The organism is Methylobacterium sp. FW102-HT35C08 (assembly GCF_058790235.1).
In genome coordinates this window covers 2,799,921-2,819,878 of sequence record NZ_JBYTCL010000002.1, presented here as the reverse complement: position 1 = coordinate 2,819,878, position 19,958 = coordinate 2,799,921, and the positions used below count along the sequence as shown (strand labels likewise).

The following is a 19,958-nucleotide window of genomic DNA, read 5'->3' as shown; positions in this document are numbered from 1 at the left end:
CCGGCGGCATCGGGTTCAGGCTCGGGGAGGCTCGGTGGGCGGCCCTTGCGAGAGGCTGTCGAAGGACGCGATGACGGCCCAGGTGGGTCCCTCGAAGCGGGCGACGCGACCCGGAAGTCCGAGGGCGACCGGAAGTCCGGTGGCGACCTTAGCCAGGCAAAGCGCCATCAGGGGGCAGCCCTTCGAGCAGTCGGGCATGTCCGGCCGCTCCTTGGGGCAGCACGGCATCTCGTCCATGGCCATCCCGGCCATGCCGTCCATGGCCTCGTCGGACATCGCCATGGCGTGACCGTGAACGCCCGTCGGCGCGCGCATGCCTGCGGCAGCCGCGGATGCGGTCACCGGCGCAAGGGCGAGGCTGAGGACCGCCAGGAGCGGGAGCAGCCTGCGAAGGGCGAGCCAGAAGGTCACCGTCCGACGATGCCACATCACAGACCGGCAAGGAAGGGACGGGACTACCGGACGCGCCAAGGGGATACGACGAGCGCGAGTTTCGCGATGACGGGCACGGGACGGAAGACGTAGGTGTCGCGCGACGACCGGACGCCCCGCGCCCGGGGACCCGGAGCCATGCACCCGAGGCTACCGGACGCGCTCCATCGAGCGTCGGATCGTGACCGGGAGAGGACGGATCGTCCAGCACGGCACCATGCCCGGACCGGGACCAAGCGGGTATGCCTCCTGTCCGGTCCGCAGCTCAGGAGGACCCCGAGCAGCAGGATGCGGACCCGCCGTTCTCGCGGGCTTCCTGGATGGGCGGACAGGGGACCTCGCCGAAGGAGCAGAAGACGCAGCAGTCGCCCGCCTTCGGGCGCAGGAGCGTGCCGCAGCCGGTGCACTCGTAGAAGAACTGGCAGGCGTCGGTCGGCATCGTCTCCGTCGCTCGATGACCGCAGTGCGGGCAGGTCAGGGTGGACCGAAGCTGCATCGTCCGCCTCACCGCATCGCCTTGAGCACGACAGGCTCAAGGTATGGTTCCCACGCGAGCGCCAAACCGACCAGCACCGTCCCAAGTCCCAGAAGGCCAGGGGTACGCCATGACGGCCCCATGCGAGCACATGGTTCGGCCATGTCGCATGCCGTCGCCCGGTAACGGAAGAACAGCGCCCAACCCATGAGGAGGGCCAGGGCGGCCCCGCCAAGCAGGATCGGCCGGATGCTAGCCAACATGGCCAATCCTCCGAAAACCGCCCCTGTCGCGCCGAGACCGGCAAGCGCCACCGGGAGGGCGCAGCAGGACGAGGCCGCCAGGGCACCCAGCCCGGCGACCGTGCCCAGCCCGGCGAACCAGCTTCCCGAGGGAATCGGCAGGCCGTCCCGCGGACGTGAGGCGGGTCTTGCGGGAGGCGCCATGGATGGTGTGTCGATCATCATCGTGCCACCCTGCATCCCGTAGCCACTACGGGATCAAGCGAAAAATGGCGAAGGGTGCGCGAGGTCTCTCCATAGGGCAGATCGCGGCGGCGGCCGGGATCAACCTGGAGACCGTCCGCTACTACGAGCGCATCGGGCTCATGCCGCCGCCGGCTCGCACGGAGGGCGGTCACAGGGCCTACGATCCTGCCCATGTCCGGCGCCTGGCGTTCATCCGTCAGGCTCGCGCATTGGGCTTCGGGATCGAGGACATCCGGACCCTGCTGGCGTTGGCCGCGCCCGGGCACCGGTCCTGTGGCGAGGTCCGGGACGTCGCAGCCGCCCACCTTGCCGAGGTCCGCGCCAAGCTCGCCCGTCTCGCGCGGCTTGAGCGCATCCTGAGCGACACCGTGGAGCGGTGCAGCGGCGCCCCGACGCCGGCCTGCCCGGTTCTCGATATGCTCGATGCACCGATGTGAAAGCCGGCCCATCCGACACCCAGCAGTGGAACGGGACCGCCGGTCGTCCTTGTCTTGGTCCCAAGAGGCCGGAAGCGGGTGGCGATGCGGGGTCACGCAGCCGCTCGTCCGTGGAACGACCGTCGACCTAGGCGTCGACCGGCGAGGATGCCGGGGCGCCGAACCTTGGCATGAGGCGGACGTAGATGAGTTCGCTGAGGAGCTCGACCAGCGTCTGCGTGACGATGACGGCGGGCAGGAGTGGCACGGCACCCGGAACCGCAAACGCCAGCGGCAGGACCACCAGGGAGTTTCGCGTGGCGGCGCTGAAGGCCAGCGTGCGGACGGTGGGGGCATCCAGGCGGAACGCGCGCCCGACCGCCCAACCCAGCAGCGGAGCCGCCACGGCGAAGACGACGTAGACGGGGACCACCCGCGGGGCGTCGTCCAGGGCGGGCCCGAGCTGGGGCAGGACGGACGCGATCACCACGAACAGGACGAGGGCCGTTGCCGGCACCGGCAGAAGCCCGAGCCCGGCGGCGATCCGCTGGCCGGTGCGGCTGCGTGCGGCCCAGATCTGCACGGCCGCAGCAAGTCCGAGGGGAACCGCGATGAGCCAGACGAAGGCGTGCACGAACGGACCGACCTGGACGAACCTGGCGGCGTCCTCGCCGAGGAAGACGTTGAGGTAGACCGGCAGCAGCAGCATCTGCGCGATCAGCAGCGCCGGGGTGGAGGCCAGCAGCACCTTGGCGTCCGCGCGGCCGAGGTGGGCGAAGGTGACAACGTAGTCGATGCACGGCGTGAGCAGGACCATGAGCACGCCCAGCCGCAGCATCGGATTGGCGGGCAGGAACTGGATCAGGCAGGCCACCAGGATCGGCAGCGCGACGAAGTTCGTGGCGAGGAGCGCCGCCAGGAAACGGACCCGCGTAAAGGCTTTCCCCAACTCGGGCAGGGGTACCTGGAGGAAGGTGACGAACAGCATCAACGCCAGGGCCGGGTTGATCCCGACGTCCAGGGCCGTGGTTCCGGGGACCAACAGCGCAACGACGACGGCCAGGCCGATGGCGGCGAAGTAGATCGGGATCTGGCGGCCTTCGAGGATGTCGCGCAAGGTGGTCATGCTTCCTCGCAGGCGATCCTGGGGGCTTGCTCGACCCGCTGGGGCCGTCCGGTGCATTTGGCGAACAGGTCGATGGCGCGGTCGCAGACCTCGCAGTGACCCTCGCAGCAATCGCGCATGAGGAAGGCGACGAGGTCGGACAGGGCCGGGAAGATCGCGCTGTAGATGATCGAGCGACCTTCGCGGCGGCTCTCGACGAGGCCGGCGTTCTCCAGGTGGTTGAGGTGGAACGAGATGCGCGGCGCCGAGGCACCTGCGATGGCCTCGGTGATGGCACCGGCGGCCATGCCCTTCGCCCCGGCGGTCACCAGCATGCGGATGATGCGTAGGCGGGTTTCCTGCGCGATGGCCGCGAAGCCGTCGAGCGCTTGCTTTTCCTGCACGACACTTAAACCGTTATGGAATCGTTTAAGCGTCAGTAGGCTCACGACGGGTCGGAGGCAAGGACCGGATCTGGACCGGATCACGGCGGACGTCCCAGGCAGCCTCCGCTTTCCTAGCTTCGCGGCCGGACACGCCAGAGCGATAGGGCAAGCGCAACGTTCGCCACGGCGAGCACGCTGAGCAGTGCATAGGTCGCGTCCGCGCCCGCGTGGGTCAGGACCAAGGCTCCGACGGAGGGTGCAAGCGCTTGGGCCACCAGCCCCGGGCGGGCGAGGCGGCCGACGAGCGCGGCGTAGCGTTCGGGACCGAACAGGGCCAGGGGCACCGTACCCCGTGCAATCGAGTAGATCCCGTTGCCGGCCCCGTAGAGGACCAGCGCCAGCCCGACCAAGGGTAGGCCGGCCGTCAGCATCGCGATCCCGAGGACCACCAGGACCATGGCGGCGGTCAGGGTCCAGAGGGGATGGTGCCGACCCTTGCCGGCCATCTCGACGATGCGCGCACCCACCTGTGCCGGTCCGATCAGGGCACCATAGGCGACGGCCGAGGTGAGAGCCACGCCACGGGCCTGGAGCAGGGTGATGAGGTGCACCGAGACCATGGCCATCACCGTGCCGCCGAGGGTCAGCACCCCTGCCATGAGGAGGAAGGCACGACGCTCCCGGCCATCGAGCCGGACGCCGGGGATCGCGCCTTCGGATCGCGTGACCGGATGCGCGGGGGGCCGGGGGATCGCGAGCAGGACGAGCGGCAGCGTGACCGAGAGGTGCAGCCCGGCATAGGCGAGGCAGGTCCCGCGCCAGCCGACCCGCTCGATCAGGAAGGCCGAGAGCGGCCAGCACACCGTGCTGGCGAAGCCGCCCCACAGGGTCAGGGTCGTGATGGCGGGCCTTGCCTCGGCGCCGTAGAGGCGCCCGAGCGTGGCGAAGGCGGGGTCGTACAGGCCGGTGCCCATGCCGAGGCCGACGAGGAGCCAGGCCGCGAGGTAAGCCGTGAGGTTCGGGGCAAGGGCAAGGCCCATGAGGCCCAGCGCCAGCGCGATGGCGGCGAAGGCCAGCACCGGCCGCCCGCCATGCTCCCCGATGAAGGCTCCCACCCGCGGCGAGACGAGGCCTGCGACGAGGAGGCCAAGGGACAGCCCTCCGATAACCCAGCCGAGGGGCCATCCCGTATCCTTCGACATCGGCGCGGCCAGCACCGACAGGAGGTAGAACGAGGAGCCCCAGGTCAGGATCTGGATCACGCCCAGGGCCGAGATCACGGGCCATCGGCGCGCCGGGGCCATCGGATCGCTACCGGGCCCCGAGAACGGGTAGCCAGACCGCCAAGGCCGCCAGGGTGACCAAGAGGACCGGTGGCGTGATGACCAGGCCCACCCGCATGTACTGGCCCCAGGTGATACGCTGGCCCTTGGTGTCGAGGACGTGGAGCCAGAGCAGGGTCGCCAGGCTGCCGATGGGCGTGAACTTCGGGCCGAGGTCGCAACCGATGACGTTGGCGTACACCATCAGCTCGCGCATCAGGGGCGACAGGTCCGGGGCCTGCTGGATGGAGAGCGCGCCGACGAGCACGCTCGGCATGTTGTTCATCACCGACGACAGGATCGCGGCGGCGACCCCCGTGCCGAGGGTGGCGACGAACGGACCGAAGCCCGAGAGCCGCACGAGGCCTTGCGCCAGGTAATCGGTCAGGCCGGCGTTCTTCAGGCCGTAGACTACGAGGTACATGCCGAGGCTGAACAGGACGATCTGCCAGGGGGCACCCGCGAGCACCTTGCGGATCGGGATGACGCGGCTTCGGTTCGCCAGCGCCAGCAGGACCAGTGCGCCGGCGCAGGTGACCACCGAGACCGGCACGCCGAACGGGGCCGTCATGAAGTAGGCCACCAGCAGCAGGGCGAGGAGCGGGAAGGCCGCCTTGAAGACAAGCGGATCCTTGATCGCGTGGCGCGGCGGTTCGAGCTCGGTCACCGGGTACGTGGTTGGCAGGTCGCTCCGGTAGAACAACCACAGCACCACCAGGGTCGCGGCCAGCGAGACGAGGTTCACCGGGACCATCACGGCGGCGTAGCGGCTGAAGGTGATGTCGAAGAAGTTCGCCGAGACGATGTTGACGAGGTTGGAGATCACCAGCGGCAGGCTGGTCGAATCCGCCACGAACCCGCAGGCGACGATGAAGGCCAGGGCCGCCGCCGGCTTGAAGTCGAGGCGCAGCAGGATGGCGAGCACGATGGGGGTGAGCAGCAGGGCCGCCCCGTCGTTGGCGAACACCGCCGCGATGGCGGCACCGAGGAGGATCACCAGCGGGAACAGCAGGTGCCCCCGGCCGCCGCCCCACCGGGCGATGTGGAGCGCCGCCCAGTGGAAGAAGCCGGCCTCGTCGAGCAGGAGCGAGATGATGATGAGGGCCACGAAGGTGAAGGTGGCGTCCCAGACGATGTGCCAGACCACCGGGATGTCCCCGGGATGGATGACCCCGGTGCCCAGTGCCACGGCGGCCCCGATCAGGGCGCTCCACCCGATGCCGAAATCCCGCGGCTGCCAGATGACGAAGACGAGGGTGACCACGAAGATGGCGAGCGCGAGCATCGGGACTGTTTCTTGTTCTTGGGGGTGTGGGTGGGGTCAGGCGGTAGCGACGCGGCGCCCGTGCTCGTCGACGACGCGCTCGCCATCCTCCTTGACGAACTCGCCCTGTTGGGCGGGAAGGAGGTCGAGGACCGCCTCGGAGGGCCTGCATAGGGCAACACCCAGTGGGGTGACGACCAAGGGGCGGTTCAGCAGGATCGGATGCTCGCCGATGGCATCCAGAAGCTGATCGTCCGTCAGGCTCGGGTCCGAGAGGCCGAGCTCGCCGAAGGGCGTTCCCTTCTCACGGAGCAGATCACGGACCTTCACGCCCGCCCGCTCGGCAAGCTGGCGCACCAGGGTCCGGTTTGGGGGCGTCTTCAGGTACTCGACCACGTGCGGCTCGATGCCGGCGTTGCGGATGAGGGCTAGGGTATTGCGGGACGTGCCGCAATCCGGGTTGTGGTAGATCACGACGTCCATCAGGTGGTCTCCGTGCAACAGGCGGCAAGGGCAGCGACAGCCGGGGCGCAGACCTCAGGGCGTCCCTGGCAGCAGTCGCGCATCAGGAACTGGATGAGCTCGGACAGGTCCGGGTAGGCGGCGCTGTAGATGATCGAGCGCCCCTCGCGCCGGGACGTGACCAGCCCGGAATGCGAGAGCTCCTTCAGGTGGAACGACAGGTTAGTGCCCGACACGCCGACCGCCTCGGCGAGCGTCCCGGCCGCCGTGCCGTCAGGGCCGGCGGTGACGAGCTGGCGCACGATACGCAGGCGATGCTCCTGGCCGAGGGCCGCGAAGGCCGCCACGGCTTGCCGTTCGTCCATCATGATGTCAATATCTCAACCATCGTTGAAACGTAGAGGAATGAAACGTCTTGGACAAGCCCCTGCAGCCCTTCGCCGATGGAATGCCGAACCTAAGCGAGGGGCATTTCGTGGTCCCGACGACCGACGCCCTGCACGTGAAGACACCGTTCACCCACGCCCCGCGCTTCCTGATCCTGTACGGATCGCTCCGTGAGCGCTCGTTCAGCCGCCTCCTCGCCTACGAGGCCGCGCGCCTGTTGGAGGCGATGGGCGGCGAGGTGCGGATCTACGACGCGCACGGCCTGCCGCTGCCCGACGACGCCACTGCCGATCACCCGAAGGTCCGGGAACTCCGAAACCTCTCGATCTGGTCGGAGGGCCACGTCTGGGTCAGCCCCGAGCGACACGGCGCCATGACCGGGGTCATCAAGAGCCAGATCGACTGGCTGCCGCTCTCGGAGGGTTCGGTGCGCCCGACGCAGGGGCGGACGCTCGCCGTGATGCAGGTCTCCGGCGGCTCGCAGTCGTTCAACGCGGTCAACAGCCTCCGCGTGCTCGGTCGCTGGATGCGGATGATCACCATCCCGAACCAGTCCTCGGTCCCGATGGCGTACAAGGAGTTCGACGAGGCCGGCCGGATGAAGCCGGGTCCGCTCTACGACCGGGTGGTCGATGTCTGCGAGGAGCTGATGAAGTTCACGCTCCTCACCCGCGAGCGATCCGACTACCTCGTCGACCGGTATTCGGAACGCAAGGAGCGCGAGCCCGAAAGGCTCAAGGCCGTCGCCGTCGACATCGGGTTCGTGAAGCGACCCTCCTGATCTGCACGTCCACGCCGACCTCTTCTACGCCATCGCCTCGCCCGGTAGGATAGCGATCCCTATTTCAAGGGCTCCACGACCGTAAGCACAAGAGTCTGAGCGCTGGGGCATGTCGGCCGCCACGATGGCGACCACGGGGGCCGTCTCGTCGGGGCGCCGACGATCGCGACGTGGACGGATCCTTCGCCAACGTCGACGGCGGTCAGCTTCACTAGGCTCAGCTGGAGCTTCCGCATGCCGCCTCGGTCAGCGAGGGGGACCGGACGGAGTGGAGCGTCCCCGAGACGTAGACGAGGTCGCCGACGTCCGTGCCCGGCGCGTCGGCCTCGGCGATGGAGGCGATCGGCTCCGCAGTCAGGAGCAGAAATTTCGCTAGGCATCACGTCCTCCTTGGCCTTGCGCCGAACGAACCCCGCCCAGGTCCGGACGGTCCCGTGCGTCGCTGTCTCCAGCACCGCCACTTCGGAGAGGGTCGACGCGGTCAGGGGGCGAGCGAGGATGGCCAGGAGTGGGATGGTCACGACGCCGCCTTCAAGACGATCGCGTCGACGTCGGCGAAGGCGCCGTCGACCTCCGCGGTGGTGATGGCGCCGGCGCCGATGCCGGCAGCGACCTGGTTGTAGACCGCCAGACAGACGCCAATATGCCTCCGGATCTGCAGGCTCAGCACCTTCAAGCGGTCGTTCGTGAGGGGCCGATCTACCCCGTCGGCGAACGTCCACGGGTCGCTGTCCTTCCGGGCGTCGAGCAGCGTCGCGGTGACCTCGCTTAGCGTGCGCGTCAGGGCCCGCTCGTTGACGGCGACCGCCCAGCCGTCCCACGTTGTGCCGCCCGCCTCGGCCGCTAGGTGCGCCTCGTATGCGTAGGCCAGGACAGCGGCCGCGTCGGGCGGAGCCGGAGCGTTCGGATCGAGCCAGGAGCCATCGGCCTGTTGGGCCTACCTGAGCCACAGCCAGGCGCCGACCGCGTCGCAGATGACGTCGAGGGAGAGACTAACCATGTAAGATAGCGTGGACCGGGGGCGTTAAGGGGGTGAACGTCACGTGGGGCCCTGAAACATAACACCCCCCGACCCCGGGGGCCGGAGGGTGCGCTCAGGATGTGGTGCATCGCGAGGACGACGGATACGTCGACAGTCTAGAATATACCCCACCGAACAGCATCGGACAAGCAAAAGAGGGCGAATAACGACGGTCTAGCAAGGGGTAAGCGGCGGTTCTAGACTTGGAACGACGGCGGTCCAGTAGGGGGTAGAGCCATTCCTACGACCCCCCCCGAGCGTCGACGGCCAGCCACATCCAGGGAGGGCGGCGCAGAGCGTCACGGTAGTGAGCTACACCGGGGAACGGGGCAGGCGGCAGCGACGGGGAAGGTAGCAGGGGGACGACGGCGGGATGACGACCTGCGGGGAACCAGGAGGCCCGGGCCCAAGGGTACAACGGGGGCCCAGGGGCCCATATGTGGAACCAATTACCCGATTATCGTTGAGGGAGAACGGGTTACAGCGCCGAGAACGCCCGTCAGGATTTCGTCCATCTTGGCCTCCATCCACGGGCCCTTGGAGGCCGGTACGATGAAGCTATCGTGGACGGGCAGGCAGGGGATGGACGCCTTCTCGCAGGCCTTGAGGACATCCACCGCCATGGCGCTGTCTACGGCCATGCAGCGGATCCCACGGTCTGCAGCGATGTCTGCGGCGATGGGGGTGTTCCGCGCCACGACGGCCTTGAGCAGGCCGCGGGTGTAGTCCCAGCCGTGCTCCCAGTCGTCCTTGTCCATAATGGCCGCCGCTGCCGCGTTCATGGTCTTCGCGTTCAAGGCGACGTTGAGGGCGAGCTTGCCCTCGTCACGGGGGAATGTCCCCGTGACGTAGGGATCGTGGCGCAAGACGTGACCACGGGCTGCGTAGAGGATCCGCGGATGGAGGGTGGCGAAGTCCGGCTCGAAGGCCGCCTCGCCGTTGATGAGGAGCTCCCGGCGGCGTCCCTTGGGGAGGTTCTGCCACCATCCGTAGAGCCGGCCATGGCGGTCCCAACGGCCACGGCCGAACACGCGGTAAACCTCGGGGCTCGGGGTCGGGACGACGCTGGCCCACGTCCCCTTCTCCTTGCGGTCGTTGCGGGCTCGGACAACGCGCGTGGCGTGCTCCCACCCGTTGCCCGTCGGCATCGTGACCGAGACCTTGCCGAGGTAGGCATTGATGCGGTCGAGCTCGGCCTCCAGGCGTCGCGTCTGACGTGTCGGGTCGTAGCCGATGACGTCGCCGGCCTCGTCCTTGAGGATGAGGCGGCAGCGACGCGTCTCGTACTCGAAGGGCGCGTCGCGGAAGGCGTGGACGAGGTCGGGGGTCGCACGCAGGCGGCTCTGCATCCCGGTGGAGAGGTGGTCGCCAGGGCGGGCCCGGACCTCCTCGATCAGCCCGAGCTCGACGAGTTCAGCCACGGCGGCGAGCACGCGGTCGTAGGTGTAGGGCAGGCCCATGTACCGCGATTGACCGGCGTAGAACGCCTTGCGGCGCGAGTAGCTGACCCAGCGATCCTCGCCGGGCGCCATGTCGGCCGCGATGCACGCGGCCGCGAGGACGCTGCGCCTGGCGACGTCCTGCCTGCGATCGGGGATGTCGGGGATGCCGGCGGCCGAGAGGATGTTCTCCGGGATGCGCCAGTGGAAATCGAGGGCGCGGTCGCGCGCCTGTGCCGTGTTGAGCATGTCGTATCCATCGACACGTCAGGCACCACACCGCCGTGTCGGGACCGATGATCCGCTCGACATTAGCCTTAGTCTATGGGTATGTGCTTTGGAGATCCGCTGATATACTTCGCGAGACCAGTAGTTCAACCGCCCCGACGGGGTGCATGATCTCACGGGGGTAAAGCATCGATTTCAGCCTCGCCCACGGCCTAACTTCGAGGCACCGGAGGATTCAGCCAACGAGCCCCGTGGACGGCTCCACGGGGCTCTAATGCGGTCGAAAATTTATTTGTGCTCGCATGCGGCCGTCGCCTGATGCCGTGAGGACATATCGAATCCGCGAACAGCTTGGTGAGCTGGTGGCTCGAACTCCTAACCCGATCGGGGTCTACCCGACGACCTCGCGGCGGCCCTGGAGCGGGCCCTGTCGGCCGTGAAGCACATCGACGCCGGTAGGATCGGAGCCGAGGCGTGATGCCCAGTGACCAGGCGTTCCTACTCACCTTCGCAGGCCTGCTGCGAGTCGGCATCCTCGCCGACCCTGTCCCGACCTACCGGGCATGCCGATCGGCTTGCGCCGCCCTTGGGGACGCATTCGTGCCCGTTGACTACACCTGACCGATTCGCGCGGTCCGCTTAGTCCACGAGGAGGATTGGGAGAGTCGGCTGAGGGTCACCCCAACCGCGGCCGCCGTGCGGGCAACGCTGGCGAGCGAGGGCGTGGAGAGCGTCCTGGCACGGTGGGGCGGGCGCTACCGAGGCAAACTCATCGCGGCAGCGAACCGCGCCGCGCGCAGGTCACCGCCCGCCAGACATCCCCTTACGTGGCCGGGATCGGGGGCACGTCCGGAGGCGTCGCCTGCGTGTAGGTGACGGTCTGCACCGTGTAGTCGGGCGTGCCTGAGAAGCTGATGCCCAAGCCGGCGTAAAACCCCATCACGGAGTGGAGCGCGCTCAGGGACGACTTCCTCATCTCGACGGCGACCATGGTCCTCTGGGACAGGCCGACGCGTCGGGAAATTTCGTCCTGCGTCAGGCCGACGAGGGTCCGCGCGGCGCGCAGCTGCATTGGGGAGGGATACACGACGAGGCACTCCGAGCCGGATTCGATGGAAGGCCATTATCACCAAAGCGCCCGAAACGTGCAATGACGGCACATCGACTCGCGTTCTCAGAAGAAGGTGATATCCTCCGATTCGTGCCGACATCGCCGGATCCACTGGCGAAAAAAAATGGCCCCGGAGGCGCGCGAACGCCGCCGAGGCCTGGTCAGCCACAGGAGCATCCCCGTGACCGAACCGTGCACCCACCTTACCACCACGACCGCCCCGAACGGTAGCCTCGCCGCGTCCCTCGCCCAGGGAATTTCGCAGTACGCCGAGCGCTTCGAGGAGGCCTCGGTCCTTGAGATCGCGGCGGCCATGAGCGTCGAGGATCCCCACGCGGCGCGGTCGTTCCTCCTGGAGCGCACTGCCGAGCCGGCGTTCCCGATGCTGCGCAGGAGCGTCCTCGGTACGATCGAGCTCCGGATCGAGGCCGCCAAAGCCGCTGCGCGTGACCGCCTCCTCCTGGTGACCGGCGACGACGCGCCGGGCGGGAAGAGCGACAAGGCGCGCGAGGCGATCTTCCGCCGGGACCCGGGCGCATTTCTGCCAGGCGCCGAGGTCAGCAAAGTCCGCCCGTTCGCCCGGGCCTTCTGGCACGTCCTGATCGACGGGAAGGACGTGCCCTGCGTCTACGTCTGCCGGGCCGCCGTCGTGAGCGACCTGCACGACATGGTCGAATGCCTGGCCGAGAACAGACAGTACGAGCGGGGCATCGTCATCGGTGCGCCCGAGACCGCGCGGGACATCGCCGGCCTACTGCCCCCGAACATCGCCTTCGTGGCCGTACCCCTCGCCACCGACGGGAGGCGCGCGTGAACGCCATCGTCCGCATCCCGGCCGCGCCGGCGATCTCGATCTTCCGCTTCGACAACCACGACATCCGCGTCGTGGAGATCGACGGGCTGCCCTGGTTCGTCGGCGCCGACGTCTGCAAGGCCGCCCGCCTCTCGAACCCGTCCGTCTCGCTCAAGGCGCTCGACGAGGACGAGAGGGCTAAGATCTTCTTAGGGCATCCCCAGGGCGAGGTCCTGGTCATCACCGAGGGCGGTCTCTACACCCTGCTGATGCGCAGCCAGCGTGCCCTCGTGAAGGGCGCGACGGCATGGCGGTTCCGTCGGTGGGCGATGAACGAGGTCCTCCCCGAGATCCGGCGGACCGATTCCTACGCCGTGGCACCCGCCCCGACGCCGGTCGCGATCCCCGAGGACCTCGACGATAACAGGGTGCTGAGGAGGATGCTCCTGGCCCGGATGGATCGGGAGGACGCCCTCGTCGAGCGCCTCGTCATCACAGACCAGGAGCTCATCGACACCTCTCGCCAGCTCACCGCCTCGCAGCGGCAGGTACAGCGGGCCCGGCCGGCGGTGGAGTGCGTCGAGCGGTTCGCCGAGAGCGAGGGGCTCTACAGCCTCCAGGCCGGTGGCAAGGCCCTCGGGCAAAAGCCGAACAAGTTCATCGCTTGGCTGAAGGAGCGCGGCGACCTGTTGGATCTGAACAGGTCGAACCTCCCCCGGCAGGACCTCATCGACCGTGCCCCGTTCCGCGTCCGGATCGAGGAGTACGGCGGCAAGCCCCGTGCGACGCCGAAGATGACGTCGAAGGGCATCCTCCACTACGGACGCGAGCTCTGCGTCTCCGTCGACTGGCGGGCCGCACGGGAGCCCGACCTGTTCGACTGACACCACTCAGACTCTGAGTGGTGACGAGGGGCCCGGGTGACCGGGCCCCTTTTTCGTGCCTGAAATCTTGTGCAGCGAAATGGGAGCGAAGGCCGGTTCGCTATCATTGGCAACCCGGCCCGGGCACGCCTGCGCACGGTTTCGGCACGCTCTCAGCATATTTTCGCGCGTTTCAGTCCGCGCGATCGGCGTTACACCGAGAGCGGAATCCGGCCTCGCTCGTGGGGCGCGCTGCAGCACCCCCGATCCAGGCGCTCGGCGGCCTACGGGCACGGCTCCCCTTCGAGCCGCCGCCGGTACCGGACGCCGTCGTGCAGTAGGACGCTGCTGGGCAGGAGGACGAGCTCCGCGTCGTAGGGGACGACGCTGCCCCCGTTGCCGTAGCACTGGCGGGACGTCACCCGGCCGCCGGCTATCCGGGCGCCGTGGCACTCCATCAGGTCGATGCCGACGACCCCGGCCTCGGGACCGACGACGATCGCGGGGACGTCGGCCCCCTCGGGGCAGTAGAGGCCCGGGGCGGGCTGGAAGGCATCCGCCTCGACGGGGCCGGCGAGCAGGGCGAAGATGGCGAGCGCACGCACGGTCAGATCTCCACGATGAGGGCGGGGTCGAACGCCGGGTTTTCGCCATGCCGGCCGCGTGGGTTCGCCAGCACGCGCGTCCCGCCGACGACGTAGTCAGCGGACCGATGGATGTGGCCGTGGATCCACAGGGCGGGTGCGTCCGGACCTTCGAGGACGCGCGTAAGGTCGGTCGCGTACGCCGCGTCGATCGCCTGCAGGGGGCCCTGCCTCCCGAGCGACGCGGGGTGGGGGGCGTGATGCGTGACGACGACCGTCGGGCCGTCCCACGTCTCCGCAAGCGCGCGCTCGATCCGCCCAAGCTGGGCGACGTGCTCGGCGGCGGCGGCGCTCGGCCTGAAGGCGTTCGTCTCGCCCGAGGCCGTACGGACCTTGACCTTCCGATGGTCTCGCATCCCCCCGTTGCGGTCACCACAGGAGGCCATCGTCGGAGCCCGCCATGCCTCGCCAAGCAAGGCGTAGTCCGTCCAGACCGTGGCGCCGATGATCCGTACGCCCTCGATGGCCAGGACCTCCCCGACGGCGAGCAGGTGGATGCCCGCGGCCGCAGCGGCCTCGCGCCCGCGTTCGAGCTCGCTCTGCCAGCGGCTCCCGTAAAAATCATGATTCCCGGGCACGTAGACGACATGCCGGACGTACGGCGCGACGCACGCCGCGAGCCAGGGCAGGCTGCGCTTCGTCAAGCCATCGGCGACGTCGCCGGCCACGATCGCCACGTCGCACACCGGCACGGCCGGGGCCTCCCAGCAGTCGGCATCGTCGTGCACGTCAGAGAAAATCCATGCCCTTGTCATCCCAACCTCCCTCAATCCACGCGGACCCGTCCGCCTCGAACCACGCCATCGACGCCCGGGTAACCAGGAGGCCGTTCGTCCTAAATCCGGGACACCAGAGGCCGTACCGGAGCCTCACCGCCGAGGGCGGCCGCGCCCCCTCGGCCACCGTGCCCGTGGCCCATGCGTGGACGTCCCGGGCCCCCGTCCGCAGGCACCGCTGGCGCCCCGCCTCCGACGCTCGGAGGACGACGTCGGCAAGCACGATCGCCGGCACGTGGCCGACGACCCTGCCCCGCTCGCGCACGCTCCAGGCGCGGCGGGTCAGGTTCCGGTAGACGTCATGCCTTGCCATTGGCGTGGAGATCGCAGCACGTCTTCGCCCACCCGCCCTTGCGGATACGGCCGGGGGCCCCGCAGGTCTCACAGACATAGGCCGACAGGTGCTCCACGCAGTCAACTATAGTCGAGACTTCATTGCGCGTTGCCTTCCTAGTCTTGCCTTCGATTGAGTAATGCCAGCGGGCCTGCGCGAACTTCTCCTTCGTTTGTTCGGTCCGGAATCCCGTCGCCCCAGCCTCGGAGACCAGGCTCGCGCCCGCCTCCCACAGCCAGCGCCAGCCGCCGCCCGAGTACGGCCCCCCGGGTTCGAACGTTGTCGGGTAGCGCCCGCGCAGCGTGGCGTCCCAATCGTCCGGGACGACCGCGCGGCCGGTCTGCCAGCGCAGGGCGAGGACGCGCGCCAGGACGCGGAGGACGTCCTGCGCGGGGGGCGGCGGGACGAAGCGGCCGTCGTCCTGACGGGGCAGCGGGGAGCCACCCGTCCACGTGACGAGGGGACCGTGGGCGCTCGGGCTGACGCCCGTGGGGACGACGTCGACGTGGCCTACGTGCCGGCACACGGCGTCGTCAGCGATCGTGCGGAATTCGTCGATGAGCATGGGGGTCTCCTGGGGGCTGAGGGGTGAGCAGAGGGGGGACCGCGCGCCGATTTCACGCGCGGACCTCGCGGGGTTCACGGCGGTCGTCCGGGTTCGCAGGCAGCGCGTCGGCGAGGGCGAGCAGGCCCTGGCAGAGGTAGCGGGCCTCCGATGGCGGGAAGGCCCCGCGGGCGTAGGCACAGCTCGCCAGGTGGAGGACGGACAGGCCGGTGACGGCGAGCTCGTCGCGTAGTTCGTCCTGCTCGTGGCGGGCTCGCATTTGGGTGATCGCCGCCTCCAGGACGATGATCGAGGCGCGGCTCGGGTGTGCGTCGGTCATGGGATCTCTCCTTCAGGGGGTGGGGTGTCAGTGGCGACGGGCGAGGGTCTCGCGGCCGTCGAGAAGCGTCGTCACGGCGCGGCGGAGCGGGCGGAGCGAGCCCCCCTTCCACACGCGGCCAAGGAGGTGGAGCTCGTCGCCGTCGAGATCGGGGAGCCAGCCGGAGTCGAGGCCTCGCTCGTCGCGGATTTCGCTGACGAGGTTGGCCGCCGCGACCGGCAGGTCCTCGGCCCTGGGAAGGCCGACGTGCACGACGCGGAAGCGGTCCAGGAGGGGGCCGGGGACGCCTCCCGTCCCGTTGGCCGTCGCCAGGAACTGGGTGCCGCTCAGATCGGCGTTCGTTTCCAGATAGACCTCGTGGAAGGCGCGGCTCCCTGCCGGCTCCAGCAGGGCGATCAGGGAGTCCGTGAGGCGCCCGTTCTCCGACCTCGTGCCCGCCTTCTCGATCTCGTCGATGATGATGACGGGGTTGGCGACGCGGAGCCGCTGGATCGTCTGCAACGGGACGCTTGCGCGCCCCGTGCTCCACTGGCGCGACGTCCCGCCGAACGCAGCGTCGGCGACGCCGGCGGCGTTGTAGAGGACGCACGGGATCCCGGCCGCCTGGCAGAACGCCTGCAGGTAGCTCGTCTTCCCGCTGCCGGGCGGGCTCACCGCGAGAGTGTTCCGCAGCCGGGCTACACCTCCGTTGGCGAGGTCCCGCAGCAGCAGCGCGGTGAGATCCCTGAACCACGGGAACCGCGCATCGAGCAGCTTGCCGACGGCCACGACGTCGACGCCGTGGACGAGCGGGAGGGCCTCGCCGGCGAGCGCGTTGAACTCCGCGCGCGGCGTCGATCCCCGCGTCGACCGGGACGACCCCGAGGTCTCGGACCCGGGCAGGTGGTCCAATGCCCCCTTGGCCAGGACGACGAGCGTCGGGGCGGGGCGCGCCGCCCGGTCCCGCCACCCGCCGTCGCCGAGGGGCCAGTCCAGCTGAGCCAGCGCCGCCAGGTCGTCGGCCTGCTCGTCGACCCACGCCCTCGCGCTGCCGCCGGCGCCGCCGGCGCCGCCGCGCAGCAGATCTTCCTCGACCCCGATCTGCCTGTGCGCAGCCGCGACGATCGCGGCCGTCTCGCCGAGCTTGAGCGCCAGCCCATCGTAGGGAGCGAGCAGCGACGCTTGCTGATCGGAGACGTACTCGGACTCCTGCAGGTCCACCGTCGCGTCGGTGGAGTACCGGATACCGTTCCGCAGGGCGAGCCAGGCAGCCGCATGGTTGCCGTTCGCCAACGAGGCGTGGAACAGGCGCAGGCAGATGCTGGCGCAGTAGGCCGCGGCCTTGGCGTTCCCCAGGGCCGCCTGGGCGAACAAGAGGTCGTCCGCCAGATGCGCCGCGGCGTCCTGCCCAGCGTCCGAAACGCCATCGGCGTTGGCGTGCTCGCGGAGCGCGTCGTCTGCCTTCTGCAGGGACGCGATCGTCACGTCCCGCCGCGTCCGCCCGAGGGTCCTGACGAGCGCCGCCGGGAGCTGAGGCTCCTCGGCTAGGAACGCGGCGATCGCCAGGCCCGCGTCGCGGCGGGCGTCGTACCCGACGAACTCGGCGCCGTAGCCCTTCTTTCGCGGTCCGAGGGAAGCCTCGGGCTGACGGGGCCCCGTCAGCGCGGTGGAGTCGAGGAGCGTGGCACGGGCGGCCTGGACGGCAGCGGCGCGCGCCCGGGAGGCGTCGTCGGTCATGGGAGGTCTCGCTGGAAAGGAGTGCACGCGGGGCGCGCCGAGCAGGGCTCAGGCGGCGGGGCGGTGCATCCGTTTCGAGCGAGGGAAGGTCATGGCGAGAACTCCGGTGTGACCCCTATGTGCACCAGGCCGGTCCAATGTGCAAGGGATGTGCATTCGTTGCGGACTGGGTCGCGTTCCTAGGGTTAACCAAGCCCTAGCGCGGCCTTCAGGGCCGGGCTGCGGTCGGCCTCCTCGTCCTGCGCCAGGAGGTCGTCCAGCGACGGCCGGCCCTGGTTGTACGTCGACAGCCGCAGGTCGAGCCCGAGGGCGTGCAGGCACCTCATCACCCGGTGCATGCTCGGCTCGTAGCTGTCTCCCCGTTCGAAGGCCGAGAGCCACGACACGCTCACGTCCGCCTTCGCGGCGAGCTGGCGCTGCGAGAGCCGGCGGTGGCGGCGGGCGAGGGCAAGCTCCTCGCCGAGGTTGAAGATGCTCATGACCCGGAGCCTACCGCATCAGCATGCAAGGCACCTACCCGCGACTCAGTCGGCTGCGCGATTTTTTGGACACCGTCCAGTGGAAATCGGCGATCCATGGCAGACTCTCATCTGCACGGATTCGATGGGGGAAATGGAATGGCGCACCAGGCACAGGCTACCGAGGAACTGAGGGTCCGCCTCCAGCGGCGGTTCCCCAACGAGCCCCGGTGGGCCCCGGCCCCGCCGCCGTCCCCCGCCCCGTGGGAGCTCATCCGCGCCGTCCTCACGTAGGGACGCAAGGATGGGCTCGACGACCTGCAGCTCGCCGGGGGCGTCTACGCGGTGCTGGTGGCCAAGGGCCTCATCTCGGAGGGCCGGACGTGAGCGTTCAAGAGCGCCAGCTTGCTATCGCGCAGGCCTTGTTCGTGCGCTGGGTTCGGCGGTCGAACGCTCGCAGGACGGCCTTTCAGGGGCCCTTCTCCTACACTGAGGGCGAGCAGGTTCAGAACCTGCCGCACTCCTACCGCCAGGGTTTCCTCGACGACGCTGCGGCCGTGATGGCGGTTGAGGACGCCCGGACCGCGGCCGCGATCGAGGCCGAGGTCGGCGGTGCCTACCGGATGGAGGACGGGCGCACGTTCTGGATCGACGCCTCGGTCGCACGCGAGATCGCACGCCGTGCCGTCTCCGGGTCCGCGGGGGCCTCGTCCTGATGGACCTCACGCTCATCGTCGCGATGGTCTCGATCGCCCTGGTTTTCGCGCTCATCCTCGGCGTGGGCGTCCTCTCGCGCCTGGATGGCCCGCGGCCGCCGACGGAGGTCACCCGCATCGTCGCGGCCGTCCAGCGCCGTCAGGCCGCCCGCGGGGAGGACTGCCCGTGAGCCTCGGATCTCTACAGGCAAGCGTTGGCCTTCTTCAGCGCAGCGTAGACGGCCGCGGCCGCCGCGCCGGCCTCGCCCCCGTGCGGGACGACGTCTTGGGCTAGGGCCCGCCCGGTGGCCGGGTCGGCCACGATGACGGTGGACCGTGCCGTTCCGCGGAGCACCCGCACGACCAGCTCGACGCGCTCCCCGGAGCCCGGGCCGTCCTCAACGGGGTAGCGGTCCTCGACATGCCCGGCCGGCCGGGCCCGGGGCAGCGGCATGCCCTCAAGGTGGCGGGCGTCGGCGGCGTCGTAGGCGTCCTCGGGCATGCCCGGGAGTCTGGGCGCGCCCCGCCGGGGAGGCAAGCCCGGGACGATGCGGAGAAGGCCCCGGCGGGCGGTCTGCCGGCGGTGTGGTCGGCGTGGTGATGGAGAGGACGATGGACATCAGGGACACGAACACCGAGGCGCCAAAGCGCCACGTCGCGATCGAGGACGACATCGCCGCGGTGCGGGCCGCCCTGCGCGAGGCCGAGGCCTGCACGGACCCCGACGACCTCGACGGGACGACGCACGTCCGGGCGCTCCGGGACAGCCTCGACGGGTTGCTCGCCGAGCAGCGCAGGGGGGCCTGAGCGATGGCGGTGAGCAGCTACAAGACCGTGACCCGCAAGGTCCAAGTGGAGATCCGCACGGCCGAGGACGGCACGGTCTTTGAGGGCGATGACGCTCAGTACCGGGCCGGCCGGCACGAGAGCAAGCTCGCAACCCTTCGGGATCTCGACGCCCTGTTCGCCCGGGACCCCGCCGTGGTGAAGGCGGCCATCATCGCGCACTTCAATGACGAGGACGACGTTGGCGCCGCAGGCCTGTGGTGCTTCCTCAACGATATCTCGAAGCACCTGCCGAAGGTGGAGGCCTGAGCATGCACCGCTCCCCGATCGAGGCGGCCGCCGTCTCCTGGAACGAGGTCCGCGTGAAGGCCTGCGCGGCCCCCTGGGGCGACAAGACCGTATGGACCGACCTCGGCGCGGCCGAGACGGCCCTGAGCAAGGCGGTGTCGGCCTTTCTGAAGCGGGAGGCCGAGTTGGCGGCCCGGGTCGTCACTCACGTGGTGCACGGGATGCGCTTCCACTCCCCGATGACGGTGGAGGTCTACTCCCTCGACGAGGCCATCAGCACGGCGTTCTGGGGTCGAGACAACGGGGACTGGTGGCCTGCCGACGTCCGCACGCCTGCCGGGGAGATCGTCCTCTCCGAGGAGAAGCTCAACGACGAGGTCAATCGGTACGAGTGGAGGGCCTGA

Annotated in this window: 29 protein-coding genes; 9 read left to right on the top strand and 20 right to left on the bottom strand. The window is 69.4% G+C overall.

Annotated elements, in window-relative coordinates; genetic code table 11:
* Positions 1-15: 15 nt before the first annotated feature.
* The 3 genes from AC3WSN_RS13515 to AC3WSN_RS13505 all read right to left on the bottom strand — a co-directional run bounded on the left by AC3WSN_RS13515 (position 16) and on the right by AC3WSN_RS13505 (position 1,374).
* Positions 16-411: a hypothetical protein gene (locus tag AC3WSN_RS13515; protein ID WP_055959004.1), complete on the bottom strand. Its 396-nt coding sequence runs from the start codon at positions 409-411 to the stop codon at positions 16-18.
* A 286-nt stretch (positions 412-697) separates the two neighbouring features.
* Entirely contained in the window at positions 698-928 is a 231-nt protein-coding gene (locus AC3WSN_RS13510) for a GDCCVxC domain-containing (seleno)protein (protein WP_055959007.1), read from the bottom strand.
* Between the two features lie 8 nt (positions 929-936).
* Entirely contained in the window at positions 937-1,374 is a 438-nt protein-coding gene (locus AC3WSN_RS13505; protein WP_162238978.1) for a mercury transporter MerT, read from the bottom strand.
* Positions 1,375-1,418: 44 nt separating this feature from the next.
* Here AC3WSN_RS13505 and AC3WSN_RS13500 point away from each other — a divergent pair, with 44 nt between their 5' ends.
* Entirely contained in the window at positions 1,419-1,832 is a 414-nt protein-coding gene (locus tag AC3WSN_RS13500; RefSeq protein ID WP_055959010.1) for a MerR family transcriptional regulator, read from the top strand.
* Between the two features lie 127 nt (positions 1,833-1,959).
* Here the strand turns inward: AC3WSN_RS13500 and AC3WSN_RS13495 are convergent, their stop codons facing one another.
* The 6 genes from AC3WSN_RS13495 to AC3WSN_RS13470 form a co-directional block, all read right to left on the bottom strand.
* Positions 1,960-2,937, bottom strand: coding sequence for an arsenic resistance protein (locus AC3WSN_RS13495; RefSeq protein ID WP_055959013.1), 978 nt, complete (start codon positions 2,935-2,937; stop codon positions 1,960-1,962).
* Entirely contained in the window at positions 2,934-3,320 is a 387-nt protein-coding gene (locus tag AC3WSN_RS13490; protein ID WP_055959016.1) for an ArsR/SmtB family transcription factor, read from the bottom strand. Before AC3WSN_RS13490 ends, AC3WSN_RS13495 begins: the two co-directional genes overlap by 4 nt.
* 113 nt (positions 3,321-3,433) lie before the next feature.
* Positions 3,434-4,606 (bottom strand): MFS transporter, encoded by a 1,173-nt coding sequence (locus tag AC3WSN_RS13485; protein WP_055959019.1) that lies wholly within the window; start codon positions 4,604-4,606, stop codon positions 3,434-3,436.
* 7 nt (positions 4,607-4,613) lie between these two features.
* Positions 4,614-5,909 carry an arsenic transporter gene (locus AC3WSN_RS13480; protein ID WP_055959020.1) on the bottom strand — a complete coding sequence of 432 codons (1,296 nt, stop codon included), beginning with the start codon at positions 5,907-5,909 and terminating at the stop codon, positions 4,614-4,616.
* Between the two features lie 36 nt (positions 5,910-5,945).
* Positions 5,946-6,371 (bottom strand): arsenate reductase (glutaredoxin), encoded by a 426-nt coding sequence (gene arsC / locus AC3WSN_RS13475; RefSeq protein WP_055959023.1) that lies wholly within the window; start codon positions 6,369-6,371, stop codon positions 5,946-5,948.
* The gene (locus AC3WSN_RS13470; RefSeq protein WP_055959026.1) at positions 6,371-6,718 is read right to left on the bottom strand and encodes an ArsR/SmtB family transcription factor; all 348 of its coding nucleotides are present in this window, start codon (positions 6,716-6,718) and stop codon (positions 6,371-6,373) included. The genes arsC and AC3WSN_RS13470 overlap by 1 nt, the downstream gene beginning before the upstream one ends.
* A 47-nt stretch (positions 6,719-6,765) precedes the next feature.
* Here AC3WSN_RS13470 and arsH point away from each other — a divergent pair, with 47 nt between their 5' ends.
* On the top strand, positions 6,766-7,518 hold the full coding sequence (gene arsH / locus AC3WSN_RS13465; RefSeq protein ID WP_055959029.1) for an arsenical resistance protein ArsH: 753 nt from the start codon (positions 6,766-6,768) through the stop codon (positions 7,516-7,518).
* A gap of 517 nt (positions 7,519-8,035) precedes the next feature.
* On the opposite strand, the gene AC3WSN_RS13460 is transcribed toward arsH, so the two are convergent.
* The 3 genes from AC3WSN_RS13460 to AC3WSN_RS13450 all read right to left on the bottom strand — a co-directional run bounded on the left by AC3WSN_RS13460 (position 8,036) and on the right by AC3WSN_RS13450 (position 11,293).
* A complete protein-coding gene (locus AC3WSN_RS13460; RefSeq protein ID WP_056251355.1) occupies positions 8,036-8,389 on the bottom strand; it encodes a DUF4376 domain-containing protein in 354 nt (117 codons plus the stop codon).
* Positions 8,390-8,988: 599 nt separating this feature from the next.
* Positions 8,989-10,227, bottom strand: coding sequence for a hypothetical protein (locus tag AC3WSN_RS13455; protein WP_055959032.1), 1,239 nt, complete (start codon positions 10,225-10,227; stop codon positions 8,989-8,991).
* A gap of 802 nt (positions 10,228-11,029) precedes the next feature.
* On the bottom strand, positions 11,030-11,293 hold the full coding sequence (locus AC3WSN_RS13450; protein ID WP_146180523.1) for a helix-turn-helix transcriptional regulator: 264 nt from the start codon (positions 11,291-11,293) through the stop codon (positions 11,030-11,032).
* A gap of 205 nt (positions 11,294-11,498) precedes the next feature.
* Here AC3WSN_RS13450 and AC3WSN_RS13445 point away from each other — a divergent pair, with 205 nt between their 5' ends.
* Positions 11,499-12,131, top strand: a complete 633-nt coding sequence (locus tag AC3WSN_RS13445) for a hypothetical protein (RefSeq protein WP_162238979.1) — start codon at positions 11,499-11,501, stop codon at positions 12,129-12,131.
* Positions 12,128-12,994 carry a phage antirepressor gene (locus AC3WSN_RS13440; RefSeq protein ID WP_055959042.1) on the top strand — a complete coding sequence of 289 codons (867 nt, stop codon included), beginning with the start codon at positions 12,128-12,130 and terminating at the stop codon, positions 12,992-12,994. Before AC3WSN_RS13445 ends, AC3WSN_RS13440 begins: the two co-directional genes overlap by 4 nt.
* 263 nt (positions 12,995-13,257) lie before the next feature.
* Here AC3WSN_RS13440 and AC3WSN_RS13435 read toward each other — a convergent pair whose 3' ends face one another.
* The 7 genes from AC3WSN_RS13435 to AC3WSN_RS13405 form a co-directional block, all read right to left on the bottom strand.
* Complete coding sequence (locus tag AC3WSN_RS13435; protein ID WP_055959045.1) at positions 13,258-13,578, bottom strand: hypothetical protein; 321 nt, start codon at positions 13,576-13,578, stop codon at positions 13,258-13,260.
* A gap of 2 nt (positions 13,579-13,580) precedes the next feature.
* Positions 13,581-14,345: a metallophosphoesterase gene (locus AC3WSN_RS13430; RefSeq protein WP_243214758.1), complete on the bottom strand. Its 765-nt coding sequence runs from the start codon at positions 14,343-14,345 to the stop codon at positions 13,581-13,583.
* A gap of 1 nt (position 14,346) precedes the next feature.
* Entirely contained in the window at positions 14,347-14,706 is a 360-nt protein-coding gene (locus AC3WSN_RS13425) for a hypothetical protein (RefSeq protein WP_055959052.1), read from the bottom strand.
* Positions 14,693-15,292: a hypothetical protein gene (locus AC3WSN_RS13420; RefSeq protein WP_055959056.1), complete on the bottom strand. Its 600-nt coding sequence runs from the start codon at positions 15,290-15,292 to the stop codon at positions 14,693-14,695. Before AC3WSN_RS13420 ends, AC3WSN_RS13425 begins: the two co-directional genes overlap by 14 nt.
* A gap of 52 nt (positions 15,293-15,344) precedes the next feature.
* The gene (locus tag AC3WSN_RS13415; RefSeq protein ID WP_056149081.1) at positions 15,345-15,611 is read right to left on the bottom strand and encodes a hypothetical protein; all 267 of its coding nucleotides are present in this window, start codon (positions 15,609-15,611) and stop codon (positions 15,345-15,347) included.
* 27 nt (positions 15,612-15,638) lie between these two features.
* Positions 15,639-17,327, bottom strand: coding sequence for an AAA family ATPase (locus AC3WSN_RS13410; RefSeq protein ID WP_055959062.1), 1,689 nt, complete (start codon positions 17,325-17,327; stop codon positions 15,639-15,641).
* Positions 17,328-17,512: 185 nt separating this feature from the next.
* Positions 17,513-17,806, bottom strand: a complete 294-nt coding sequence (locus AC3WSN_RS13405; RefSeq protein WP_055959065.1) for a helix-turn-helix domain-containing protein — start codon at positions 17,804-17,806, stop codon at positions 17,513-17,515.
* A gap of 362 nt (positions 17,807-18,168) precedes the next feature.
* On the opposite strand from AC3WSN_RS13405, the gene AC3WSN_RS13400 reads away from it, so the two are divergent.
* Positions 18,169-18,501: a hypothetical protein gene (locus AC3WSN_RS13400; RefSeq protein WP_055959066.1), complete on the top strand. Its 333-nt coding sequence runs from the start codon at positions 18,169-18,171 to the stop codon at positions 18,499-18,501.
* The gene (locus AC3WSN_RS13395) at positions 18,501-18,671 is read left to right on the top strand and encodes a hypothetical protein (RefSeq protein ID WP_156375894.1); all 171 of its coding nucleotides are present in this window, start codon (positions 18,501-18,503) and stop codon (positions 18,669-18,671) included. Before AC3WSN_RS13400 ends, AC3WSN_RS13395 begins: the two co-directional genes overlap by 1 nt.
* 11 nt (positions 18,672-18,682) lie before the next feature.
* Here the strand turns inward: AC3WSN_RS13395 and AC3WSN_RS13390 are convergent, their stop codons facing one another.
* On the bottom strand, positions 18,683-18,982 hold the full coding sequence (locus AC3WSN_RS13390; protein WP_055959069.1) for a hypothetical protein: 300 nt from the start codon (positions 18,980-18,982) through the stop codon (positions 18,683-18,685).
* Between the two features lie 110 nt (positions 18,983-19,092).
* Between AC3WSN_RS13390 and AC3WSN_RS13385 the strand changes: the two genes are divergently transcribed.
* From AC3WSN_RS13385 to AC3WSN_RS13375, 3 genes are read left to right on the top strand one after another with little or no spacing between them, the layout of a single operon-like run.
* Entirely contained in the window at positions 19,093-19,287 is a 195-nt protein-coding gene (locus tag AC3WSN_RS13385; RefSeq protein WP_146180522.1) for a hypothetical protein, read from the top strand.
* 9 nt (positions 19,288-19,296) lie between these two features.
* Entirely contained in the window at positions 19,297-19,575 is a 279-nt protein-coding gene (locus AC3WSN_RS13380) for a hypothetical protein (protein WP_146180521.1), read from the top strand.
* A 2-nt stretch (positions 19,576-19,577) separates the two neighbouring features.
* Positions 19,578-19,958 carry a hypothetical protein gene (locus tag AC3WSN_RS13375; protein ID WP_055959078.1) on the top strand — a complete coding sequence of 127 codons (381 nt, stop codon included), beginning with the start codon at positions 19,578-19,580 and terminating at the stop codon, positions 19,956-19,958.